This window comes from Bauldia litoralis, assembly GCF_900104485.1.
GTDB lineage: Bacteria > Pseudomonadota > Alphaproteobacteria > Rhizobiales > Kaistiaceae > Bauldia > Bauldia litoralis.
In genome coordinates, this window is the sequence record NZ_FMXQ01000010.1 from 162,683 (window position 1) to 186,889 (window position 24,207).

Annotated in this window: 13 protein-coding genes; 9 read left to right on the forward strand and 4 right to left on the reverse strand. The window is 66.8% G+C overall.

Going from position 1 to position 24,207, the window contains the following annotated elements; translation table 11 throughout:
- The first annotated feature begins 11 nt into the window (after positions 1-11).
- The 7 genes from BLT60_RS20910 to BLT60_RS20940 all read left to right on the forward strand — a co-directional run bounded on the left by BLT60_RS20910 (position 12) and on the right by BLT60_RS20940 (position 10,705).
- Positions 12-1,616, forward strand: coding sequence for an ABC transporter substrate-binding protein (locus BLT60_RS20910; RefSeq protein WP_090879754.1), 1,605 nt, complete (start codon positions 12-14; stop codon positions 1,614-1,616).
- Positions 1,606-2,550, forward strand: a complete 945-nt coding sequence (locus BLT60_RS20915) for an acetamidase/formamidase family protein (RefSeq protein WP_090879757.1) — start codon at positions 1,606-1,608, stop codon at positions 2,548-2,550. The genes BLT60_RS20910 and BLT60_RS20915 overlap by 11 nt, the downstream gene beginning before the upstream one ends.
- Before the next feature lie 60 nt (positions 2,551-2,610).
- Entirely contained in the window at positions 2,611-4,386 is a 1,776-nt protein-coding gene (locus BLT60_RS20920; protein ID WP_090879760.1) for an ABC transporter ATP-binding protein, read from the forward strand.
- Between the two features lie 186 nt (positions 4,387-4,572).
- Positions 4,573-6,348: an N-acetylglutaminylglutamine amidotransferase gene (locus BLT60_RS20925; protein ID WP_090879763.1), complete on the forward strand. Its 1,776-nt coding sequence runs from the start codon at positions 4,573-4,575 to the stop codon at positions 6,346-6,348.
- 65 nt (positions 6,349-6,413) lie between these two features.
- Positions 6,414-8,111, forward strand: a complete 1,698-nt coding sequence (ngg, locus tag BLT60_RS20930) for an N-acetylglutaminylglutamine synthetase (RefSeq protein WP_244521380.1) — start codon at positions 6,414-6,416, stop codon at positions 8,109-8,111.
- Positions 8,112-8,123: 12 nt separating this feature from the next.
- Entirely contained in the window at positions 8,124-9,350 is a 1,227-nt protein-coding gene (locus tag BLT60_RS20935) for an osmoprotectant NAGGN system M42 family peptidase (RefSeq protein ID WP_090879769.1), read from the forward strand.
- A complete protein-coding gene (locus BLT60_RS20940; RefSeq protein WP_090879772.1) occupies positions 9,347-10,705 on the forward strand; it encodes an aminotransferase family protein in 1,359 nt (452 codons plus the stop codon). The genes BLT60_RS20935 and BLT60_RS20940 overlap by 4 nt, the downstream gene beginning before the upstream one ends.
- Here the strand turns inward: BLT60_RS20940 and BLT60_RS20945 are convergent.
- Complete coding sequence (locus BLT60_RS20945; protein ID WP_139167914.1) at positions 10,698-11,549, reverse strand: DUF3405 domain-containing protein; 852 nt, start codon at positions 11,547-11,549, stop codon at positions 10,698-10,700. The two genes, BLT60_RS20940 and BLT60_RS20945, sit on opposite strands and share 8 nt — an antisense overlap.
- A gap of 268 nt (positions 11,550-11,817) precedes the next feature.
- The gene (locus BLT60_RS20950; protein WP_090879778.1) at positions 11,818-12,579 is read right to left on the reverse strand and encodes an SDR family NAD(P)-dependent oxidoreductase; all 762 of its coding nucleotides are present in this window, start codon (positions 12,577-12,579) and stop codon (positions 11,818-11,820) included.
- A gap of 228 nt (positions 12,580-12,807) precedes the next feature.
- On the opposite strand from BLT60_RS20950, the gene BLT60_RS20955 reads away from it, so the two are divergent.
- Positions 12,808-13,725: a serine protease gene (locus tag BLT60_RS20955; RefSeq protein WP_090879782.1), complete on the forward strand. Its 918-nt coding sequence runs from the start codon at positions 12,808-12,810 to the stop codon at positions 13,723-13,725.
- Between the two features lie 59 nt (positions 13,726-13,784).
- Here the strand turns inward: BLT60_RS20955 and BLT60_RS20960 are convergent, their stop codons facing one another.
- Positions 13,785-20,636 (reverse strand): nSTAND1 domain-containing NTPase, encoded by a 6,852-nt coding sequence (locus tag BLT60_RS20960; protein WP_090879784.1) that lies wholly within the window; start codon positions 20,634-20,636, stop codon positions 13,785-13,787.
- The gene (locus BLT60_RS20965) at positions 20,633-22,183 is read right to left on the reverse strand and encodes a toll/interleukin-1 receptor domain-containing protein (protein ID WP_175478561.1); all 1,551 of its coding nucleotides are present in this window, start codon (positions 22,181-22,183) and stop codon (positions 20,633-20,635) included. The genes BLT60_RS20960 and BLT60_RS20965 overlap by 4 nt, the downstream gene beginning before the upstream one ends.
- Positions 22,184-22,405: 222 nt before the next feature.
- Here BLT60_RS20965 and BLT60_RS20970 point away from each other — a divergent pair, with 222 nt between their 5' ends.
- Positions 22,406-24,205, forward strand: coding sequence for a trypsin-like peptidase domain-containing protein (locus BLT60_RS20970; RefSeq protein ID WP_090879790.1), 1,800 nt, complete (start codon positions 22,406-22,408; stop codon positions 24,203-24,205).
- Positions 24,206-24,207: the final 2 nt, after the last annotated feature.

The window sequence follows — 24,207 nt, forward strand, 5'->3', positions numbered from 1 at the left end:
GGAGCAGGAACATGAAGCGAGTTCTCTTGGCAAGCGCCGCCGCCATGGCAATCGCCGCGGCATCGTCGGCCGCCCAGGCCGCCGGCGAAATCGTCATCACCTACAAGGACGACGTCTCTACTCTCGATCCCGCCATCGGCTACGACTGGCAGAACTGGTCGATGATCAAGAGCCTGTTCGACGGGCTGATGGACTACAAGCCGGGCACCACCGAACTTATTCCGGACCTCGCCGAGAGCTACGAAATCTCGCCGGACGGCACGACCTTCACCTTCAAGCTCCGTCCCGGCGTCAAGTTCGCCAACGGGCGCGAAGTGACCGCCGAGGACGTCAAGTATTCGATCGAGCGCGTGGTCAACCCGGAAACTCAGAGCCCCGGCGCCGGCTTCTTCGGCTCGATCGCCGGCTATGACGAGATGTCGGGCGGCGAGGCGGACAGCCTGTCGGGCATCACCGTCGTCGATCCGATGACAGTCGAGTTCAAGCTGTCGCGTCCCGACGCCACCTTCTTGCATGTCATGGCGATCAACTTCGGCCATGTCGTGCCCAGGGAGGAGGTTGAGAAGTGGGGCGCCGACTTCGGCAAGCACCCGGTCGGCAGCGGCGCCTACAACCTGACCGAATGGACCCTCGGCCAGCGCCTCGTCTTCGAGAAGAACCAGGACTACTGGCGCGAGGGCGTGCCCAATCTCGACAAGATCACCTTCGAGGTCGGCCAGGAGCCGACGGTGGCGCTGCTTCGCCTGAAGAATGGCGAGGTCGACATCCCCGGCGACGGCATCCCGCCGGCGCAGTTCCTCGAGGTCAAGGACGATCCCGAATACAAGGATCGCATCGTCGAGGGCGGCCAGCTCCACACCGGCTACATCACGATGAACGTCAACACCAAGCCGTTCGACGACGTGCGTGTCCGCCAGGCGGTCAACATGGCGATCAACAAGGATCGCGTGGTGCGCATCATCAACGGCCGCGCCGTACCGGCCAACCAGCCGCTGCCGCCGACGATGCCGGGCTATGTCGACGACTACGAGGGCTACGCCTACGATCCCGACGCGGCCAAGGCGCTGCTCGCCGATGCCGGTCTCGCCGACGGTTTCGAGACCGAGATGTATGTCATGAACACCGACCCCAACCCGCGCATCGCCCAGGCGATCCAGCAGGACCTGGCGGCGATCGGCATCAAGGTCGACATCAAGTCGCTGGCCCAGGCCAATGTCATCGATGCCGGCGGCAACGGCACCGCGCCGATGATCTGGTCCGGCGGCATGGCGTGGATCGCCGACTTCCCCGACCCGTCCAACTTCTACGGCCCGATCCTCGGCTGCGACGGCGCGGTCCAGGGCGGCTGGAACTGGTCGTGGTACTGCAACGAGGAGCTCGACGCGATGGCGCAGAAGGCCGACGCCATGACCGACCCGGCAATGGCGGCCGAGCGCGAGACGCTGTGGGGCGAGATCTTCCTCAAGGTGATGGAAGACGCGCCCTGGGCGCCGGTGTTCAACGAACAGCGCTTCACCATCCGCTCGGCCCGCATGGGCGGCGACGATGCGCTCTATGTCGACCCGGTCCATATCCCTGTCCATTACGACGCGGTGACCGTGACAGATGCACAGTAAGCCTCATCACACGATCCACGAGGCGCATCATCATTTCGGGTGGGATCATTCGATCCCGCCCGTCATGACCGTCGCGCCGGGAACGATCATCGAATTCGAATGTCCGGACGCCTCCGGCGGGCAACTGTCGAAGGACAGCACCGTCGCCGACGTGCCGAACATCGACTTCGAGAAGGTCAATCCGGTCACCGGCCCCGTCTTCATCGACGGGGCCGAGCCGGGCGACGCGCTCAAGGTGACGATCCACGCGTTCCAGCCTTCGGGCTGGGGCTGGACCGCCAACATTCACGGCTTCGGCCTGCTTGCCGACCAGTTCGCCGACCCGGCCCTCCACATCTGGACCTACGACAAGGTCGGCATGGGCCCGGCCGCCTATTCGCCGATGGGCCAGGTTCCACTCAAGCCCTTCCCCGGCACCATCGGGCTCGCCCCGGCCGAGGCCGGGCTGCACTCGGTCGTGCCGCCACGGCGGATCGGCGGCAACCTCGACATCCGCGACCTGGCGGCCGGCACCGAGCTCTACCTGCCGGTCGAGGTAGCCGGCGCCCTCTTCTCGGTCGGCGATACCCATGCCGCGCAAGGCGATGGCGAGGTCTGCGGCACGGCGATCGAGAGCCCGATGAGCGTCGTGCTCGGCTTCGACCTCGTCAAGCAGGCGGGGCTGCAGACGCCGCGCTTCACCACGCCGGGCCCGGTCAGCCGCCATCTCGACGGCAAGGGCTACGAGGTGACGACGGGCGTCGGCCCGGACCTGATGGAAGGCGCCCGTTCGGCCCTCAGCCAGATGATCGATCTGCTGTGCGGTCGCTACGCCATGCAGCCTGTCGAGGCCTATATGCTCTGCTCGGTCTGCGGCGATCTGCGGGTCAGCGAGATCGTCGACATGCCGAACTGGGTCGTTTCCTTCTATTTTCCGCGTCTGGTTCTCGAATAGGGTGGTAACGGGACGGACCGGGCTGCTGTCCCGGCCCGCCTCTTGCTTTCAATCGAGCCGATGACGGAAAAAAGCCAGCCAGCCGATGACCCCGTCCTTTCGGTCCGCGATCTCACCACCGAGGTCGCGACACCGGAAGGCCGGCGCGTCGTCGTCGATCGCCTGAGCTTCGATCTCGCCGCCGGCGAGACGCTGTGCATTGCCGGCGAGTCCGGTTCCGGCAAGTCGATGACGGCGCTGTCGATCATGCGGCTCCTGCCCGAGCCGATGGCGCGGATCGCCAGCGGCTCGATCCACCTCGCAGGCCGCGATCTCGCCGCGCTCTCCGGACGCGAGATGCGCAGGGTCCGCGGCGCCGACATCGCGATGATCTTCCAGGAGCCGATGACCTCGCTCAACCCGGTCCTGTCGATCGGCCATCAGTTGACCGAGGCGATCAGGGTCCACCGGCCGATGCCGCGCGGCGAGGCGCGGGCGCTGGCGGTCAAGGCGCTCAGCGCCGTGCGGATCGGCCAGCCCGAGCGCCGCCTCCAGCAGTATCCGCACGAGCTCTCCGGTGGCATGCGGCAGCGGGTGATGATCGCGATGGCGATCGCCGGCCGCCCAAGGGTGCTCATCGCCGACGAGCCGACGACCGCCCTCGACGTCACCGTCCAGGCCCAGATCCTCGAACTGATCCGCACCCTGCAGAAGGACTTCGGCACCGCCGTCATCCTCATCACCCACGACATGGGCGTCGTCGCCGAGATGGCCGACCGGGTCATCGTCATGAATGGCGGCGCCATGGTCGAAGCTGGCCCCGCCCGGCAGATCTTCCACGCGCCGGCAGAGGATTACACGCGGATGCTGCTCGCCGCTGTGCCCCGTCTCGGGGCGAGCCAGACGGTCTCCGACCTGGCCCCGCCGCCCGCCTCCTCCGTCCCGGATGACACGGTGGTCAAGGTGTCCGACCTTACCGTCCGCTTCGACATCGTCGGCGGCATCCTGCGCCGACCGGTCCAGCGGGTTCATGCCGTCGAAGGCATCTCCTTCGATGTTCGCCGCGGCGAGACCGTGGCGCTGGTCGGCGAATCCGGATGCGGCAAGTCGACGACCGGCAAGGCGCTCCTCAACCTTGTCCCCTGGGATGGCGCGATCGTCATCGACGGGGCGGCCACCGCCGGCCTCGGTCGCTCGGCGATGAAACCGATCCGCCGCTCGATCCAGATGATCTTCCAGGATCCCTATGCCTCGCTCGATCCGCGGATGACTGTCGGCGAACTGGTCGCCGAGCCGCTGACCATTCACGGACTGGCGAGCGGCAGCGAACTTACCGACCGTGTCGCCTGGCTGTTCAACCGGGTCGGCCTGTCGCCGGACCAGATGCAGAGGCATCCGCACGAATTTTCCGGCGGCCAGCGCCAGCGGGTCTGCATCGCTCGCGCCCTGTCCCTGTCACCGAAGATCATCGTCGCCGATGAAAGCGTCTCGGCGCTCGACGTCTCGGTCCAGGCCCGGGTCCTCGCCCTGCTCCAGGAACTCCAGGACGAACTCGGCCTGTCCTACCTCTTCATCTCCCACGACATGGCGGTGGTCGAACAGGTCAGCCACCGCGTCGCCGTCATGTATCTCGGCCAGATCGTCGAGATGGGCAGCCGCGCCCAGGTCTTCGGCGACCCCCGCCACGCCTATACACGACGGCTGCTCGAAGCCGTGCTGGTGCCCGATCCGGATCGACGCCACGGCGCCTTTCCGATCGCCGACAGCGAGGTGCCGAGCCCGATTCATCCGGTCGGTCAGGCGCCCGCTCGACTGGCGATGACGGACATCGGCAACGGCCACTTCGTCGCCGGCTGACCCTGGCATTCCCTGATTGCGGAACTTTTTGGCCGCGCAGAATTTGAACTTCGGGGTCCAGACCCCTAAGTTCTGCTTCAAAACCCAAGGAGAGTCGTGCTGAGTGGTCCCCGTGCTCCCGCTGGAGGCGCAGCGGGGGGCGTATTGCTTTGTTGACGCGACGAGAGACGAAGGAGTCGAGCCGGTTTGTGTGGAATTGCAGGTGAAGTTCAGTTCAGGGACCGCGCCGCGGATGTCGCGGCGGTCGAGCGGATGGTGGATTGCCTCAGGCCGCGCGGGCCTGATGGCGGCGGCATCGTCGCCTATGACCGGATTGCCTTCGGCCACCGCCGCCTGAAGATCATCGACCTGTCGAATGCCTCGCGCCAGCCGATGGTCGATCCGTCGCTCGGCCTGACCATCGCCTTCAACGGCTGCATCTACAACTACAAGGAGCTGCGCGACGAGCTCGAGATGCGCGGCTACACCTTCTTCTCGCATGGCGACACCGAGGTCATCCTCAAGGCCTATCACGCCTTCGGGCCGGAGTTCGTTTCCCGTCTCCACGGCATGTTCGCCTTCGCCATTCACGAGCGGGACTCCGGCCGGCTGGTGCTTGGCCGCGACCGCTTCGGGATCAAGCCGCTCTACCTGGCCGAAGCGAAGGGCCGGCTGCGCTTTGCCTCGTCGCTGCCGTCGCTGCTGGCGGGCGGCGATATCGACACCTCCATCGACCGCGTCGCCCTCGACAACTACATGTCGTTTCATGCCGTCGTGCCGCCGCCGCGCACCATCCTCACCGGCGTGCGCAAGCTGCCGCCCGCCACCGTCCGCATTGTCGAGCCCGACGGCCGGACCAAGGACACTGTCTACTGGTCGGCGCGCCACGAGCCGAGCCAGGCAGATATCGCGACATCCGCCGAGGAATGGCGCGACCGCGTGCTTGAATCGCTCCGCCTTTCGGTGAAACGCCGCATGGTCGCCGACGTGCCGGTCGGCGTGCTGCTCTCCGGCGGAGTCGATTCCAGCGTCGTCGTCGGGCTGCTCGCCGAGTCCGGCCAGACCGGCCTGATGACCTTCTCGATCGGCTTCGAGGAGGCCAACAGCGAGAAGGGCGACGAGTTCGTCTATTCCGACCTGATCGCCAACCATTTCCAGACCGATCACCACAAGATGATGATCGAGTCGTCGCGCCTGCTCGAGGCGCTGCCCGGCACCATCACCGCGATGTCGGAGCCGATGGTCTCCTACGACAATGTCGGCTTCTACCTGCTCAGCCAGGAGGTCGCGAAACACATCAAGGTGGTGCAGTCCGGCCAGGGCGCCGACGAGGTGTTCGGCGGCTACCACTGGTATCCGCCGCTTGCCGCCTCCAACAACGTCACCGCCGACTATGCCCGCGTCTTCTTCGACCGGTCGCGCGAGACCATGCGGCAGCACCTGGCCGACGAGTGGCTGGCCGAGGGCGACCCGAGCCTCGATTTCGTCGCCGATCATTTCGCCGCCGCAGGCGCCCCCGCTCCGGTCGACAAGGCGCTCCGCCTCGACACCAACGTCATGCTGGTCGACGACCCGGTCAAGCGGGTCGACAACATGACCATGGCCTGGGGGCTGGAGGCTCGCGTCCCCTTCCTCGACCACGAACTGGTCGAGCTCGCCGCCCGCATTCCGGCCGAGCACAAGCTCGCCCAGGGCGGCAAGGGCGTCCTCAAGGAGGCGGCCCGGCTGGTCGTGCCGAGCGAGGTGATCGACCGCAAGAAGGGCTATTTTCCGGTTCCGGCGCTGAAATATCTCGACGGCCCGTATCTCGCCATGGTGCGCGATGCGCTGGAGTCGCAGGCCGCCAGGGACCGCGGCCTGTTCCGGGACAGCTACCTCACTGCGCTGTTCGACAAGCCGAACGACCACATCACGCCGCTGAGAGGGTCCGAGCTCTGGCAGGTCGGACTTCTTGAAATGTGGCTCCAGACCAACGGGATCTGATCCGGATGATGGCGACCGAAAAATCCAAGTCGGCCTCCGAGGGGCCCGGCGATCTGCCGGCCGACATGCTGGGGGCGGCGCTTGAGCCCACCCCGGCGCCGATGACGGCCAACTTTGCACTCGACTGCGGCTGGGGCCGGCTCCTTTTTGCCCAGACCTTCGAGAACTCCAAGGCGATCGCCGACGCGACCCGATCCGAGGGCCACGACCGCCGGGACATCGTCTTCTACGTCGCCGATCCGCATGTGGCGCTGGCATCGGCGCCGCAGGAACTCTTCCTCGACCCCTCCCACACCTATCGGCTCGATCTTGCCAAGTATGAGCCGGCGGCCGAGCAGCCGCGCGGCTTCTTCATCCGCCGGCTGACGACGATCGAGGATGCCGAGGCGATCAACCGGCTCTACCAGACCCGCAACATGGTGCCGGTGCCGCCGGATTTCTTCTGGACCAAGCGCGATGCCCGCTCGATCACCTATTTTGTCGCCGAGGACGAGATCACCGGCGCCGTCATCGGAACGGTGACCGGTATCGACCACCATCATGCCTTCAACGACCCGGAGCGGGCGTCCTCACTCTGGTGTCTCGCCGTCGATCCGCAGGCCAATCAGCCCGGCATCGGTGAAGCCCTGGTCCGCCGTCTGGCGGAGCATTTTCAGGCGCGCGGCAATTCTTGCCTCGATCTCTCCGTGCTTCACGACAACGACCAGGCAATTGCCCTGTACGAAAAACTCGGCTTCGCGCGGATCCCCTATTTCACCCTGAAACGCCGAAACCCGATCAACGAGACACTGTTCGCCGGACCGGCCTTCACCGAGAAGCTCAACCCCTACGCGACGATCATCATCGACGAGGCGCGGCGGCGCGGCATTGCCGTCGAGGTGACCGATGCCGAAGGCGGATTCTTCCGGCTGACCTACGGCGGTCGCAGCGTCCATTGTCGCGAGAGCCTGTCGGAATTCACCACCGGCGTTGCGGTGTCGATCTGCGACGACAAGGCGGTGACCCGCCGCGTCGTCAGCGCCGCTGGCGTCAGGGTCCCCGAACAGATCGATGCCGACGACGGCGACATCGCGGCCTTCCTCGCCAAGCACGGTTCGGTCGTCGTTAAACCGGCGCGCGGCGAACAGGGACGCGGCGTCGCGGTCGGCCTCGAAACCATGGACGAGATCGAGGTCGCGGTGGCCGAGGCGCGGCAGATTTCCGATCGCATCCTCATCGAGGAATGCGTCAAGGGCCAGGATCTTCGCCTGGTGGTCATCGACCGGCGCGTGGTTGCCTGCGCCATCCGGCGGCCGGCGCAAGTCGTCGGCGACGGCAAGTCGACCGTCGAGGAACTGATCCTGCGCCAGAGCAAGCGTCGCGCGCGGGCAACCGGTGGCGAATCGCGCATCCCCCTCGACGGCGAGACCGAGCGTTGCATCAAGGCCGACGGCTATGAACGCGGTTCGATCCTGCCGGAAGGCATGACCCTTACCGTCCGCAAGACCGCCAACCTCCATACCGGAGGCACGATCCACGATGTCACGGCGGAAGTTCACAGCCGACTCGTCAACGCGGCAATCAAGGCGGCGGCGGCCATCGACATCCCGGTCGTCGGCATCGACCTCGTCGTCCCGTCGCCGCGCTCGCCGGACTACGCCTTCATCGAGGCCAACGAGCGTCCGGGTCTTGCCAATCACGACCCGCAGCCGACGGCGGAACGTTTCGTCGACCTGCTTTTTCCGCTATCCATTCCAACGGCGGTGCGCAGCGCCGTCGTTTGATTGGGGAACAGAATGCCGCGGCTAGCCATCGACTCGGAATACCTCGCCACAAGACTCTCGCAACTGCTCGATATCCCGAGTCCAACCGGTTACACGGACACCATCGTCCGCGAATGCTGCGACGAGCTGCGCCGGCTCGGCGTCAAGTTCGAGGTGACCCGTCGGGGCGGTATCCGCGCCTTCATTCCCGGCAAGACCGACAAGCCGGCCCGCGCCATCGTTTCCCACCTCGACACGCTGGGCGCCCAGGTCAAGCTGGTCAAGGATAACGGCCGGCTCGAACTGGTCTCCATCGGCAACTGGTCGGCCCGTTTCGCCGAAGGCGCGCGGGTGACGATCTTCTCCGAGAAGGGCGCTTTCCGCGGCACGATCCTGCCGCTCAAGGCGTCCGGCCACACCTTCAACGATGAAGTCGACACCGCGCCGGTCGGCTGGCGGCACGTCGAATTGCGTATCGACGCGATGACACGATCGGCCGCGGAGGTCCGTCGCCTCGGCATCGATGTCGGCGACATTGTCGCAATCGACCCCTCGCCCGAGTTTCTCGACAACGGCTTCATCGTTTCCCGCCATCTCGACAACAAGGCTGGCGCCGCCGTGATGTTCGCGGTGATGGACGCGATCCTCAGCCAGAAGGCCGAGATGACGGTCGATACCTTCTTCGTCTTCACCATCGCCGAGGAAGTCGGCAACGGCGCCGCCTCGATCCTGACGCCGGAAGTCGCCTCGATGATCACCATCGACAACGGCACGACCGCGCCTGGCCAGAACTCCGACGAGTTCGGCGTCACCATCTGCATGGCCGACGAGACCGGACCCTTCGACTATCACCTGACCAAGAAGCTGGTAGCGCTCTGCCGCGAGAACGACATCCGCTTCCAGAAGGACATCTTCCGCTATTACCGGTCCGACTCCGCGTCCGCCGTCACCGCCGGCGCCGATATCCGCACCGCCCTCATCACCTTCGGCATCGACGCCTCGCACGGCTATGAGCGCATCCATCTCCATGCGCTCCGCTCGCTGGCCGAGTTGACGACGACCTATGTCACCAGCCCGGTCGCCATCCGCCGTGACGCGACCGAGATGTCGCAGAGCCTTCGCGGCTTCCCGCGCCAGCCGATGGTCGAAGCCGACGAGCAGCGCAGCGAACCGGAAGTGGCGGCGGCGGAGCCGACGCCAGACCCCGAGCCGAAGAGCGCCGGCAAGTCTCATCGCAAGAAGAAGCAGGGCGCCAAATGAACAAGCCGCCGGAAAACATCGAGGCCATCAACCAGGCCGCCTTCGAGCATTGCATCTTTCCGCTCGCGGAAATGGATGCGGTCCGTCGCGACGGACCGCACATCTGGGTCGGCGGGCAGGGCGTCGAGCTGACCGACAACAACGGCCGCACCTTCCTCGACATGATGAGTTCGCACACCCGGGCGAACTCGCTCGGCTACGGCAACGAGGAGATCCCGCGGGCGATCTACGACCAGCTCGTCAAGCTCCACTACGTCGGCACCGTCGACAACTTCGTCGAGCCGGCGGTGGCATTGGCCGAAACGATTGCCGGACTGGCGCCCGGGCGACTGTCGAATCTCATGTTCGTCAGCGGCGGATCGGAGGCCGTCGAAACGGCGCTCAAGCTCGCCAAGCAGTACCAGATCGACAAGGGCGGCAAGCCGCGCGCCTACAAGGTCATCTCGCGCTGGAACGCCTATCACGGCTCGACGATGGGCGCGCTGTCGGTCACCGACTGGCTCGGCACTCGCCATGTGTCCGAGCCGGGCGTCCCCGGCACGTCGCTGATCCCCGGCCCGACCCGCTACCGCAATCCCTTCGGCATGGAGGACGAGCCCTACGCCGATTTCTGCGCCGCCTATCTCGAGCAGCAGATCATCCACGAGGGTCCGGAGAACGTCGCGGCCTTCATCGCCGAGCCGATCATGCAGGCGCACGGCGTCCAGATTCCCCCGCCCAACTACTTCCCGAAGATCCGCGAGATCTGCGATCGCCACGGCGTGCTGCTGATCATCGACGAGGTGATCACCGGCTTCGGCCGCACCGGCGCCTGGTTCGCCAGCGAGCATTTCGGCGTCGAGGGCGACATCATGACGATGGCCAAGGCGATGACCGCCGGCTACTTCCCGATGGGCGCGGCGATCACCCGCAAGGAGATCATCGAGACGATACCGATGTTCCGCCATGTCCATACGTTCAGCGGCCATGGCGGCGGGGTTGCCGCCGCGACCACCAACATCGCGATCTGCCAGCGCGACGGTGTCATCGCGAATGCGCGCGACAACGGTCGCTATTTCCTCGACGCGCTGCAAAGCGCCCTCGCCGGTTCGCCGATCGTCGGCGACGTGCGTGGCCTCGGCATGTGGCTGGCGATCGAGTTCACCGCCGACAAGGCGACGCGCCAGCACTTCGCCGACGACACGGTCAAGGCGGTCGTCCAGCGGATGAAGGACATGGGCGTGCTGTCGAGCGCGATCGGCAACGCCATGGAAATGGCGCCGCCGCTCATCACCACGCGCGATCAGCTCGACCGAGCCGCGGAGGTCACCGCCGAGGCGGTGCGCGATATCGCCCGAGCGCGCGGCTTCACCTGATCCGGCCGCTTCCGGAGGCCACGACAGAATCCACCGGGGGCGGCGATGCGCCCGGGGCTTCAGTCCCGGGCGACGGTCGCAGCCGGGAGAGGATCGCCAGCCGAAGGATCATCAGGCGGCAGAAAACGCAGGCAGCAGGCTTCTGCCGAAAAGGCCTGACCGCGTTTCGCCTTTGGCCGGGCTGGCTCTCCGGCGTCTTGCACGGGTGGTAGAGCGCATTGCGGATCGGCCGCCACCGAATCGGGGGATAGACCCTGAAGGTTCCGGCGGCGCGCAACTTCCGGCAATCGTAGTAATGCCGATCGATCCTGTCTTTCGGCGTAAAGGGCCCGTTTCCGCCGATGTCGGACAGGCCAAGCCCGGAATACGCCAGCGCCGACGGCACGAGAATCTCATAATGGCCAACCCAACCCTCGGCCACGACGCGCTCCAGCGCTTCGATGCCCCGCGCGCTGATGCGATGAATGGGGAGGAAGGCGATCAGCCAGTCCTTGCGCGTGACTGAACTGTCGCCGGTCGAGAAGGAACTTCCCCAGAACCAGCGAAGATCGCTCGTGAATTTGCGAAGGCGCGTCGCGATGAGGTCGGATTCGTCGCCTGCGAAGTCCTTCAGAAAGCGACGCCAGTCGCCGGTGTAGACGACATCGTATTCGATGAACCAGTAGTGCCGGAACTGCGGGAACCTTCGGCGGAAATCAATCGCGCGGAGATGGCCGCCGCCGGGGACTATACTGTCCCCGATCACCGATCGCGCCATCGATCGCAGCGCCGCGTAGTCGAAGAAGTGCGTAATGGCCCGGAACTCTTCCGGCACGTCGACGCCCTGTTCGACCAGGGCAAACACCTGCCATGAGCCGGCGCATTCGGTCCGGAGCTTTCGCAGTCTCCGTTCGACCTCGTCGTCGAAGAAATGGGTCAGAAAAACGACCGCGTCGTCCGTCGATGAAGTCGTCAAACCCGGATTCCGTCAACCTGTCATACCGTCGTCGGTCGGCCGGGTCGTCGCTCTGTGCCTGCCGCACAAGGCGCAGTATTGCGCCGGAACCGGGGCCGCCGCCAGCGAATTCTGCATGGAGGTCGCGAAACCGGTGCCCGGCGCTGACACTGTGGAGCTAGATCGACCCGGCTTCGACCATGTAGTTGTTCGCCGAGCACATCGCCGCGTCGTCGGAGGCCAGGAACACCACCATGCGGGCGACATAGACCGGATCGATCAGGTCCGGCAGGCACTGGCGCGCGCGATGACGCTCAAGGGCCTCCGGCGTTGCCCACTTCTCCTTCTGCCGTTCGGTCATGATCCAGCCCGGCACCACGGTGTTGACGCGAATCCGGTGATCGCCGAGGTCGCGGGCCATGGTGCGGGTCAGGCCGTGGACCGCCGCCTTGGCGGTGGCATAGACCGGGAAGCCGCCGCCGGCCTCCCACCACGAATTCGACCCCATGTTGACGATCGAGCCGCCACCGGCGGCGATCATCCCCGGGGCAACCGCCTGGATGGCGAAGAACATGTGGCGGAGGTTGGTCGCCATCCGTTCGTCGTAATATTCCGGCGTGACGTCTTCCCAGCCGTGGCGATCGTCGCGCGCCGCATTGTTGACCAGCACGGTGGCGGCGCCTTGCGCCTCGGCCAGCGCCGCAAAGGCGGCCTTGAGCGTATCGATGTCGCGGAGGTCGCAGGCCTCGAAGCGGACATCGGCGCCCTCGCCGGTCAGTTCCTTGGCCAGCGCACCACCGGCCGCCTGGTCGAGATCGACGAAGCCGACGCGAGACCCCTGGCCGGCAAAGGCCCGAACGATGCGCTCGCCGATGCCGGAGGCGCCGCCGGTTACCAGGACTGTCTTGCCGCTGAGGCTCGGATAGGTGGCGAATGTCATGAAGAACTCCCTGAGAAAAGAACACCCCCCTGTTGGCGATTTGGCCCGCGCCGTCAAGGCCGGGTGGGCAGGCGCGGCCTGTTCGCACCGCCCTTCCCGCCACCGCAGGCCCGGCCTGCGCGGCGAAGTTCATTGACAAGCGCCGCACGCTGCCGTTTTTTCGCCGTCGAGCCGGGCTAGAGCGGCGCCAGGCGGGCAGTTCACATCGACCCACCAACGGAGAAGACTATGAACAATGCGCGGTATCTGGGGTTCGGTTCGGCAGCGCTTGTCGCGGCGGCGCTGACGGTTTCTGGCCCGGCAACTGCCGAAATCTCGTCCGATTTCGTCGTCGGCGGCTCGCCGGCCCAGGAAGGCTCCTGGCCCTGGCAGGTCCGGCTTCTCAGCGACATGGATCGGCAGAGCGGTTTCTGCGGCGGTTCCCTCATCGCCCCGCAATGGGTGCTGACGGCGGCGCATTGCGTCGTCTATGGCGGCGAAACGACCGAAAGCGTCGTCATCGGCTATGGCAGCGTCTACCAGAGCGAGCTGAAGCTGGTTGCAAGCGAGAAGATCATCGCCCATCCCGACTACAACACCGCCAACCATGCCGACCTGGCGCTGATCAAGCTGGCGGAACCCGTCACCGACGGCGCCTTCATCGAGATGGCCGACGAGGCGACCGAATCCGATCTCGTCGCACCGGGCGACGAGTTGACCGTCACCGGCTGGGGCGCGCTGTGGGATTTCGAGGGCTTCGAGGAAGCGCTCTATGCCCGCAGCGGCAGCGGCCGCAGCGAGGTCAATACCCGCGCGCTGCTCAACGCCAATGCCCTGGTCTCGCCGGAGCAGCTCCACGAGGTGACGATCCAGTCGATCGCGACCGACGAGTGCCGCGCGGCCTACGAGGCCTTCGGCTCAGCCACAGATGCCGATTTCACCATCGCTGCGACCGAGATCTGCGCCGGCAGCCCGGTCGGCGCCAAGGACTCCTGCTACGGCGACAGCGGCGGTCCGCTGGTCGCCAAGGCCGACAACGAGCTCGGCTATGTCCAGGTTGGTGTCGTCAGCTGGGGCAGCCAGTGCGGCAATCCGGTCCTGCCCGGCGTCTACAATCGCCTGTCGCATTTCCGCGGCTGGGTCGAGGAGCAGATGAACGCCAACTAGGCGTTCCCTACAGCCACTGAACGATCAAGGCGCGGCTCCGGCCGCGCCTTTTTTCTTGTCTACCAGAGCCCGAGAAGCTGATCCGCCAACGTCTGGTCGACAAGGACGAGCGGCATCCGTTCTCGATTGCTCGCCGCCTGCCGCACCGCGACGATCTCGTCGCTGGTCAGGTCGAGCGCCGCAAGGCTGGCCCCGGCCGCGTCCGCCTCGGCATTGCGTCCCTCGGCGGCGAAGAGTTCTTCGGCAACGGCGAGGTGCATCCCCCGCGCCAGCAGATCGTCGGCCAGCAAGTCGGCAAGGTCGCGATGCGCTTCGGCGACGTCGAGCGTCGCCGCCTTGGTCGCCAGCCAGGCGAAGGTCTCGCGGGCCTCGTCCGTCGCCATCGATCGCAGGAGGCCAGACAGCGCACCGTAGGCGCTCTTCAGGCTCAGCGCCGAGTAGGTGGTGCGCAGGTCGCCCGGCGAAACGAAGTCGGGACGCAGCGCCTCGATCATGATCGCCAGGTTGTTATAGGCGACCGGCAGTCCCGCTTCGGCTGCCGGGATCAGGAATTTGAGGATCGTCGCCTGGTCGGGTTCGCTGCTCTTGCCGATCCCGCGGGCGCGATTGAACATCTCGCGGGGCGTGTCGCGGGTGCACGCGGCAAGGACCACCCCGACATCGATGTCGGAAAAATCGACAGGCGCTGTTGTTCGGGTGACATCATGGGGGTGGGCCGAGACGCGATCGCAGCCAGTCGCCGCGCCATTGGTACCGTCGGCGATGCCCAGCAGCGCCCCCGCCTCCGCCGCCGCGAAGCCCCAGTAATAGTCCGCCGGCGTGTCGAGCGGCCATCCCGAACCGTCGCGCAGCAATCCGAGTTCGTCCGCGCGATCGCGAAACGCTTCGCGCTGGCGGGCGAGTGAGAAGGCGTTGACCGCAAGATCGGCGACATGATCCCGGTCGAAGTCCGGATCGCCGGGATTTGGTCCAAACCCGGAGAGGCGCGGATCCTCAAGCGCACGAGTCAGGGCGTCATTGAGCACCCTGACCGCCCCGTCGACGACCAGCCGGCGCCGATAGTCGCCAATCTCCCTGAAGGTGGGCGCGGCGATGGCCCTTTCGAACGCTTCGAGTGACCGGGAGAGCGCCGGTGCGATATCCGCACCGACGGGCGCGCGCGCCAGTTCATAGCCACGGGCGGCGCCAAGCAGCGCGTGATCCCAAGCAAGCAACGATGTCGGATCTACGCTGTCGAGATCGGCGATCGCCCCATCGAGCCAACGGTCGAACTCGGCCGGATCCCGCGACGGCATGTCCTCACTGGACAACGTGCTGAGCCAGAAGCGGAGGCGGCCGCGAACCGCGGTCAGGCGGTCGTTCCCAGGCGCGACATGGTCCAGTATCGCCGTGACGAATGCCTCGGCCGCCACCAGTTCCTTCAGGAAGTCCGGCGCACTGCCCTCGCTCACGCCAGCGGCACGGCTTTGCCAGTCGTAGTCCCAGAAGTCGAAGCGCAGATCCTGCAACAAAGCGAAGTCGATCACGGCCGGATCGCTTGCCGCCAGTTGCTCGACAGCCTGGTGCAAGGTTTCTCGCAGGGCGGCGTTGGCGGTGATCGGCACGTCCATTTCAGAGTCGATCACCGTGACCACGGCGGCGGCTTCGGCCGCATCCGCATCGTCAGCACCGGTTGCGCGAAGCTTGTCGCCCAGCTGCTCGACATCGGCGAGCCGGCCGGCCATGCCGCCTTCCTCCGACAATGTCATCTCGGTCTGGACGACCATGCGCAGCGCCTGCCGGTAATGGGTGGCGGCCGCTTCGGCATCCGCGCTGGCAAGCGAGTCGCCGAGCTCTTCCTCGACGATGGCCCGAAGCATGAGGAGCGCTCGCGGATCGGCGCCCGCCGCTTCGATGCCGGCAAGCCACCCGGCGACATCGCGCAGCGACGCCGGGCCTTCGTTTGCGGGACCTTCGGTCAGCGCCTCGGTGGTCAGGCGCCTGTAGACGTCGACAACAACGTCGTCGGCGAGGACACGCGCCAGGCCGGCACGGCGGGCGGCGATCGGTTCCGGGATGCGCGACTGGGCGCCGCCGGCCAGGGTGAAGAGACTTTCGGCGCGCGCGTAGTGGAACAGAGCGTCGGCCAGCGTCTCCTTGTCCGGCACCGCCTGTTCGGCCATCACGGCGAGCAACCAGTGGTCGAAGGGGTCATAGCCGCCGGTCGTGTCGTCATAGGCCGCAGCAAGCGCCTCCGGCATCGGCGCGCCGGTCGTCAGCTGCTGGACAAGCGTTTCGGTCGGGAAGGTGGCGAGCCGCGGATCGTGGGCCGCCAGGGCAGCGGCGGCATCCGGCGCTTCCGTCGACAGATCCGCGACCAGCCGCGCAAGCGCATAGGGGTCCGACGGCGCAAGCCGCAGCAGGGCCATGATGCCGGCCCGCCCCTCGGCATTCGCCGCATCGGCGAGCGCCTGGCCTTCCGGCGACATCCGGCAGGCGCGGCGCGCGGTGTTGAGCGTATCGCCGAAGGCGCCGCTGTCGCCGGCCCTCGCCATGACCGCCAGCGCGGTCCGGCAGGCGGGCTGATCGCCCGCGCCGGCGCCGCCGCCCGGACGCTTGCCAAGCATCTGGAACACGTTCTGGAACTGGCTGGCGGCGTCGTCGGGCGAGCGCTGCTCGCGCATGATGGTGAGGGCGAGGAGGTCCTGGTCCGGCGGCAGCGACGACGGTTCGACAAACACCTCCGGGCCGTAGTCGACCGAAACCGCCGAGCCATTGCCTAGCTGGCCAACCAGGTTGATCCACGGCACCGCGAAGGTCTGGGTCAGCTTGCCGTCATCGATCGTGTAGCCGACCGACCGTTTCCAGTAGTCGAGCCCTTCGCGGTCGTCGCCGGCATTGGCGACGACCCCGCCATTGGCGACCGAGAGGCGGATCGCACCAAAGCTCGACAGGCCGGTTTCCACCCGGCCGAATTCGACCGCCTCGCCGTCCTCGATCCGGTGCAGCGTGATGCGGCCGTCGCTCGAGGCGATGGCGAAGGTGCCGTCGTTGAGCGCCGCCACGTCGGCGATCGCATTGTTCTCGATGTGCCCCAGTCGCTCGATCGCCAGCGCATCGTCACCTGTCAGCCCTAGGATCAGCAGCCCGGTGTTGCCCCAGACGTAAAGGGCGCCGGTCGAGGGATCGGTGGTGAAGGCGTCGAGTTCGCCGATATCCTGCCAGAGATCGTCGGCGGCAAGAACCGGATCGATCGACCCGGCCTCACCGGCGTCCTGCCGGATACGCAGAAGGTCGCCGCTGGAGCCGCGGGCGAGGAATGCGCTACCCGCCTCATCAAGGGGCGCGAGTTGCGACAACGCATTGATCCGGCGGCTGCTGTCGTCACCGAGCGTGCTCGGCTGCCACTCCACCTCGCCGCCGCGCTGGACGAAGGCGTGCTCGCCGTGATTTGTGGTCAGCAGCAGGGTCTCGCCGTCCGCCGAAAACGCCGCCGATACGAATGTGCATTCGCCGAGCGTCTTGTCCGGACCGGCGCGGCAGAAGATCGGCACCGGGGTATAGGTCTCGTCGACAACGAAGCCGCCGATTTCCGGGCGATAGAGATAGACCTGCGCTTCCTTCTCGGTGATGTGGACGACCCGGAAGCTGTCGTCATCGACATGGTTGGCGAGGATGGTGTTGGCGACATCGACCCCGGGAGCGACCCTCGGATCGAACTTGGCGATACGCGGCAGGGCGCGTGCCGCGAACAACTGCGCGACATGCTCGCGGGTCAGCGACGACGGATAGCCGGTTCCGGTGGCCGCGACCGTCGCATAGGGCGTGCCGAATCCCTCGGTTCCCCACTCCTGCGGGTCGAACCGCTTCAGCGTGTCGGTCCACTCGCCATTCACCCGGGCGAGCTTGCGGGTCCAGAGATCGTTCAGCACCCATGGCGCGCCCGGCGCGTGGGTCGTGCCGTCGGAGGCAATCTCGACGACCACCTCGATCGACGGATTGGTGCCGCCGACGCTGTGCGCCGTCTGCAGCCTGATCCTCGGCTGGGTCTCGCCCCGCCACAGGATCTCGCCGTCGGCGCGATCCACAAGGAAAAGGCAGGCGACCGGGTTGAGCATCGCCCCGGCAGCCGGGTTGGCGCAATCCTCCGCCATCGCCTGGACCGCGATATAGCGGCCGTCGACGGTAACGATCGCGTCCTCGACCTTGCCGAGGCCGCCGAAGGGCATGTGGTCGCCGCTCGCCGTGATCCCGGTCAGTTGATTGTCGACGACGACATAGAGCGCCTTGTCGGCTATGCCGGCGATCCAGACCGGCGGGACGCCGATCATCGGGGCGGCCAGTTCCAGGTCCACCACCTTCGACCATGTCGACCAGTCGTCGCCATCGCGGTCGAGGATCATCGCCCGCGGCACGCTGCTGGTCCCGTCGGAGGCCTTGGCGACATAGGCGATATAGAGCCGCTCCCCGACCGGATCGTAACGCACGTCGTCGATGCGCTCGGTCTCGCCCTCCGACCCGTCCGTGTAGCGGGTGAAGTCGCCGCGCGCGCCGAAGGCGGCCCAGATGTTGCCATCGCCGGTGGCGATGAACCCGGCCGGGATGTCGGGACCGATCAGGGCGGCGGCGACCGGCGTCTTTTCGTAGGTCGTTGGTGAATCGGGCAGCGGGTAGCGGGCGATGACCCGGCCGAGGATGTCGACGATCCGATAGAAGGGCGTGTCGTTGTCGACATCCGACCAGTCGATCACGACCGTCAGCCCGGGCCCGCCCGGCGGATTGCGCCAGCGGCTGACATCGCCCCAGCCGGGCAGCGTCGTCTCGGGAATCGTCGCATTGGCCAGCGTCGCCTGGAAGGCGAGCGCCGGGCGCAACAATTCGACCGTCGCGAGATTCTCGACCGTCGCCTCGCTGGTGTCGTTGACATAGGCCGATTCCGCCGCGCGCGACAGCAAGCTGCCGGCGGTCGGGATCGCGCTGGTCGACTGCTCGACGCCAACGTGGAAGGTGCCGATGCGGCCGGCGAATTGCTGGGCGATCAGCTTGGCGTTGGCGCGCGAGGCTTCCTCCTGCGCAAGCTTCGCCTCGACCGCCGAGGCCGCCGCCTCCTGCGCCTTCTGTTCGGCGACCACCCGCAGCCGCTCGGCCTCGACCTGCTCGCGCTGGGCAAGGGCGGCCTGTTCCTCGGCGCGCTGGCGCTGCTTCTCCGCCTCCTCGCGCTGGCCATCGGCGAGCTGCCGCTGGCGCTCCGCTTCCTGGCGCTGCTCGTCGGCGATCGTCGCCTGCTCGGTGGCGATGGTGGCCTGCTGGTTGGCTTCCCGCCACAGGTAGAGCGCCGCCCCCGCGCCGACCGCGGCGAGAACCACGGCGGCGGCCAGCGCGCCGCTCAGCCGCTTGAACCGTCCGCCGGTCCGCGCCGCTTCCTCGGCCTCGATCAGCTTGCGCTGGTCGTCTTCCTCGCGGTGCTTGCGCTCCGTCTCGGCGGTCTGGCTGTCTTCGAGAAATTGCCGGGCTTCGTCGAAATTGTTGCCGTAGCGGGCGGCCCAGGCCTGCGTCGGGTTGGTCCGCCGCCACCAGGCGACGAGGTTGTCGAGGTCGAGATCGGCGAGCAGGCCGCCGGAGCCTGCCGCGAAGCGTTCGGCGCGGCTGAGAAGCTGGTTCCAGGCGTCGGCCGACTGCGCCTCGTCGTCGAGACAGCGCGAGAGACGCCGCCACTGGCGGATCAGGCTCTCGTGGGAAATGTCGATGAAGGTGTCGTCGTGAATCGCTTCCGGCGCTTCCGGCGTCAGGAAGTTGACGCCGGGGACGCGGAACGCCTCGATCACCGCCGCGACGGACTCCCGACGATCGCCGGCCAGCTCCACCAGCTCGCCGAAGCGGGTCGGCCGGCGCACCGCGTCGATGACCGTCCGGCCGGTGACGAGGCTGCGAAACACCGTGTCGATGACGTCGGCATGGGCCGGGTCGATACCGGCGGCGACTTCGTCGGCATGCTTGTCGAGGGCGCCGCCGAGATGCCCGGCGGCATCGTAGTCGGCCAGCGTCAGGACGATATTCTCTTCGCTGCGCGACCGGGCGCGCTGCCACAAGAGATTGAGCACGTGCTGCATCAGCGGCAACTGGTCGGCGCGCCGTCCAAGCCGCCGCCGCTGGTCGTGCCCGCCCCCGGCCTCCCAGGGAGCGAAGTCGGTCAGGTCGTTGAGGAGGCGGTTGATCAGCGCATCCTCGATCTCGAAACCGCAAACGCCGGCCGGCCCGTCGATCGCCTGTCGGCATTCCTCGCGCGTCATGCGCGGGGTGAGGTAGAGGCCACGATTGATGAAGTCCGGCAGCGCCTCGATCAGCGTGCAGGCGCCGAGATATTCGGACCGCATGGTGATCACGACATGAAGCGGCAGCTCGGTCTCGCGCGCCGCCTCGATCAGCAGCGCGACGAAGGCCTCGGCCTCCTCGCGACCGGAGTAATCCTCGTAGCGGAACAGCTCCTCGAACTGGTCGACGAGGATCAGGAGGTTGGCGCCCTCCGGCAGGTGGCCGGCCTGGTACCATTCGACCAGCGAACGCGGCCCGCGACGCAGGAACGAGGAGAGGATCTCGATCTCGCCCTCGTCCGGCTCGGTCTCGCCCTGCAGGTCGAGGAGCGCAACGGCGAGGGAGCGGATCGGATGGCCGCGCGGCCGCAGGTCGGCGATCTGCCAGTCGGAACCGGCCGAGGCGAGAAAGCCGAGCTCCAGCGCATTGAGCAGCCCGGTGCGGACCAGCGAGGACTTGCCGCTGCCCGAGGTTCCCAGCACCGCGAGGAAGCGGCTCGCCGCCAGCGTGTCGACCATCTGGTCGACGCAATTCTCACGCCCGAAGAAGAGATCGAACTCGTCGCGGGTGAAGGGCCGCAGACCGGGGTATGCGATGCGCCCCGTGATCTGTTCGATCATGAGGCGAGATCCAGGACCACGCTGTCGACGACTTCAGGAGACAGGCCCGTCCGGCAATCGATCTCGTCGATTCCCGGCATGGCGATGCCCAGCGACGGCTTCTCGGCCGGCGGGCAATTGAGGATCTTGAACTTGCGCGGCGGACGGTCGCGATCGCGCTTCAGCTTGTTGTAGAGCATGATCTGGTTGCGCACCCAGAAGTTCTTGGCCGCCCCGTAGATCAGCACCACCGACCCGCATTCCCGCCAGCTCCGCTCGAGGTCCTGCCGCACATCCTTGGCGTCGCCATAGGGTTGCGAGAGCATGACCGGGACCTGCTGGGTCCGCATCTTCTCGAACAGCGCCTCGGCAAGCGGCTGGTCGCTGGTATCGGCGTTGATGAAGATCGGCGCGTCGCCGAAGTCCTCGAATTCCGGCTCGGGCCTCGGCGGCGGCTCAGTGGCCAGCTTGCGGATCTGGGCCTTGAAGGATTCGAAGCCGATCGCCGCCACTTTCTCGCCGAACAGGAAGGCGCGATGGGTCTCGTCGGTCACGTCCTCGGCAACCAGGTCAGGCGACCGCCACTGGAGGATCTTGCGGCCGGCCTCTTCGGCGAGGTGATACTGGGCGGCAAGATAGCCCTCGGGCATGTCGCGCGGCCGCCGCCCCGACGTCCGGCCCAGCAGCTGGACGAAGAGCTGGCTGCGGGCGATGTCCTGCGCGACGGCTTCCTTGAAGTCCGCCGAGCCCTGCGGATAGAAGTCGCTCGGCAGGTTCGGGATCTTGCACTGGTCGAGATAGCTGACCAGTTGCTCGCGTTCCGCCTCGAGGTCTTCCGTCACCTGGGCGATCATCACGGTCTTGACGTCGGCATCGCCATCGTCTGAGGCGGCTGGCTCGGGCGGCGCGGCCGGTGTCGCCGCGACCGACGGATGCCTTGGCACCGCGGCCGGCTCGGCGACCGGGTTCTCCGCCTGGTGCCGCGAGGCGGCGGCGATGCTGATCGGCGCCAGGTCCGGCGCATCGCCCTGCTTCCGCATCGCCACCAGCTGGCTGCGAATCTGCTCGGCGAGCTTCTGGAGGAGAACGTAATAGAGGTCGCTGTTCAGCTGCTGCGTCACCGTCAGCGGGATGTCGTCGGCGGGGTCGCGCTGCCAGAAATTGACGCGGTAATAGTCGTTGAGCGGGTCGGGGTAGCGATCGCCGGGATCGAGCGGCAGCCGCTCGACCGCGAAGAGCCGGCGGGAATCGCCCTTGGAGCAGTCGACGAAGGCAGCCAGTTCGTCCCGCGTCCATTGCCGGTTGATGTAGCTCGGCGAACCGATCGCCAGGAACACCGCCGAGCCCCGGACATTCTGGAGGATCTCATCGAGATGGTGATTGGCGCGAAGCCGCTTGGAATCGAAGAAGATCCGGACTTCGTCACCACGGCCGAGCCGCTGCTTCAGCGCGATACCGAGATACTTGGCGAGCTTGTCGACCCACGCGCCGCCGAACACGTCGACCTCGTTGTCGGCGTGGGCGTAGCTGATGAAGACGTCATTCTCGTAACCAGGCACAAACGCCATGGCTTGCCGATTTCCCTTGCGCCGTCCAGCCGATTGGAACGAGCCGTAGCCTACCCGATATCCTTGGTTTCGCAAGCGAAACGCGCTAACTCTGCGGACCGGGCGACGGCCCCGGAAAAAGGCGGAAATCGCCGTCTGATCGCCGGCTTTTGGGCCCGCCACAGCCGCAAGACCGCCTGTTTTGGCCACTAGAGGTCGAGCGCTTGAGACAGAGGATGTGACATGGATTACAGCGTCAGCATCGAGTCGCAGGGCGGCGGCAGGATCAGCAAGGGGCCCGAGGGCTCTGCCCCGGCCCCCGACGGCGCGATCGTCTTCGACGCGGGCAAGGAAGAAATCGTCTTCGGGCGCGAGCCGGCCTCCGACGTGGTCTTCGCACCCGAGGATCGCATCGTCAGCCGCAAACATTTCCGTCTCTACCGCCAGCCATCCGGCCATTACGCCATCGAGGTCTTCGGCGACCGCTACGTCGCCCTGAACGGCACGCCGGCGACCTCCGGCGAGGCAGTGTCCGATGGCGACGTCATTCGCCTCGGCGGCAAGGACGGACCGTCCTTCAGGATCGAGCTCGAGCAGGTCGCGGAGATGGGCGGCCTCGAGCGCACCCTCACCCAGGCCAAGGTCGTTCGGTCGGGCGAGCAGTTCCGCCAGTTGCGCCGCGTCGTCGGATCGCTGGCCGTGGCGGTTCTCGCAATCGGCGTCGGCAGCTACTTCTACTATGAACAGCAGTCGGGACGGCTCGACGAGATAGCCACCCTGCAGGAGGCGATCGGCAAGAAGGTCGCCGCCAGCTTCGACGACGAGACCATCGACAGGATCCAGGACGCCGCCTATGCCGTCGTCATCGAGGGCAAGGATGGCTCGCGCACCCTGCTCGGCACCGCCTGGCCGGTCGGCGAAGGGCTGGTCGCGACCAATGCCCATGTCGCTGCCAAATACGATCCGCGCGGCGCCCGAAAGCTGCTTGTCGTCCATCCCGGCAACACGCTGACCCATGTCGTGACCGACGCCTGGATCCATCCCGGCTACGCGGCGCTCAAGGACTTCCGCGCACGCGAAGGGCGCGAAGACCCCGATTTCAGCGCGGCCTTCGAGGGCTTGCCCCAGCCGTCCGGCTTCGACGTCGCGGTGCTGCAGGTCGACAATGCCGACAAGCTCGGCGCGCCGTTGGAACTGGCCTCGCCCGAGGAAATCGCCGAACTCGGCGAGGGCGACCTCCTCGCCTATGCCGGCTATCCGGTCGAGGGCACCACGGCGCAGCGCACGGCGGCCGACAATCCCGAGCCGCTGGTCAAGTTCGGCTATGCCAGCTCGATCACCGACTTCTTCCTGTTCGATACCGACCCGCGGCAGGCCTACCTGATCCGGCACAGCATCCCGGCGACCGGTGGCGCCAGCGGCAGCCCGATCTTCAACGTCAACGGCCGTGTCGTGGCGGTGTTGTCGGGCGGCACGGTCTTCGACAATGACGGATCGCGCCAGCCAAGCGCCGTGCTCGAGAATTTCGGCCAGCGCGTCGACCTCCTCAACGCCCGTTTCGATCCCTCGGATGTCTTCGACGCCGAGGCAACCGCGACCTATTGGCGGACCGTCGTCCTGCCGCGTTTCGGTCGTCACCGTCAGCAGATCGTCGCCGACACCGCGGCGGCGCTCGAGAAGGCCGAGCCCGGCAAGAAGGCCGTCGAAACCCTGCGCCTCAAGGCGTCGCTCGACGACCGCGACGCCGTCGCCGCCGGACCGATCCTCTATCGCGAGCACGAGATCAGCGTCGAGCCCGGGAAGCATTACTCCATCGTCGCCTATGGCGAGGTCGGGCGGACGTTGTCGCTGCGCCTCTTCCGGGGCGACGAGGCGGTCGATTTCGCCGGGTCCGGAACCTCCTTCGCCAATGTCAGCTTCGTCGGCGAGGATGCGGAAACCCTCAGCCTCCGCGTGCTGGGCGAAAAGAACGATCCGGTCGATTACGAACTCTTCGTGATGACCGCCGAGGATGCGGCAACGGCGGCAGCGCCGGCCGACTGAGC

Bases quoted from the DNA above. Each gene is read 5' to 3' on its own strand.
- BLT60_RS20955 (WP_090879782.1), top strand. From the start codon at position 12,808: ATGAACAATGCGCGGTATCTGGGGTTCGGTTCGGCAGCGCTTGTCGCG.
- BLT60_RS20940 (WP_090879772.1), top strand. From the start codon at position 9,347: ATGAACAAGCCGCCGGAAAACATCGAGGCCATCAACCAGGCCGCCTTC.
- BLT60_RS20935 (WP_090879769.1), top strand. From the start codon at position 8,124: ATGCCGCGGCTAGCCATCGACTCGGAATACCTCGCCACAAGACTCTCG.
- BLT60_RS20920 (WP_090879760.1), top strand. From the start codon at position 2,611: ATGACGGAAAAAAGCCAGCCAGCCGATGACCCCGTCCTTTCGGTCCGC.
- BLT60_RS20965 (WP_175478561.1), bottom strand. From the start codon at position 22,183: ATGGCGTTTGTGCCTGGTTACGAGAATGACGTCTTCATCAGCTACGCC.
- BLT60_RS20950 (WP_090879778.1), bottom strand. From the start codon at position 12,579: ATGACATTCGCCACCTATCCGAGCCTCAGCGGCAAGACAGTCCTGGTA.
- BLT60_RS20915 (WP_090879757.1), top strand. From the start codon at position 1,606: ATGCACAGTAAGCCTCATCACACGATCCACGAGGCGCATCATCATTTC.
- BLT60_RS20970 (WP_090879790.1), top strand. From the start codon at position 22,406: ATGGATTACAGCGTCAGCATCGAGTCGCAGGGCGGCGGCAGGATCAGC.
- BLT60_RS20910 (WP_090879754.1), top strand. From the start codon at position 12: ATGAAGCGAGTTCTCTTGGCAAGCGCCGCCGCCATGGCAATCGCCGCG.
- BLT60_RS20960 (WP_090879784.1), bottom strand. From the start codon at position 20,636: ATGATCGAACAGATCACGGGGCGCATCGCATACCCCGGTCTGCGGCCC.
- ngg (WP_244521380.1), top strand. From the start codon at position 6,414: ATGCTGGGGGCGGCGCTTGAGCCCACCCCGGCGCCGATGACGGCCAAC.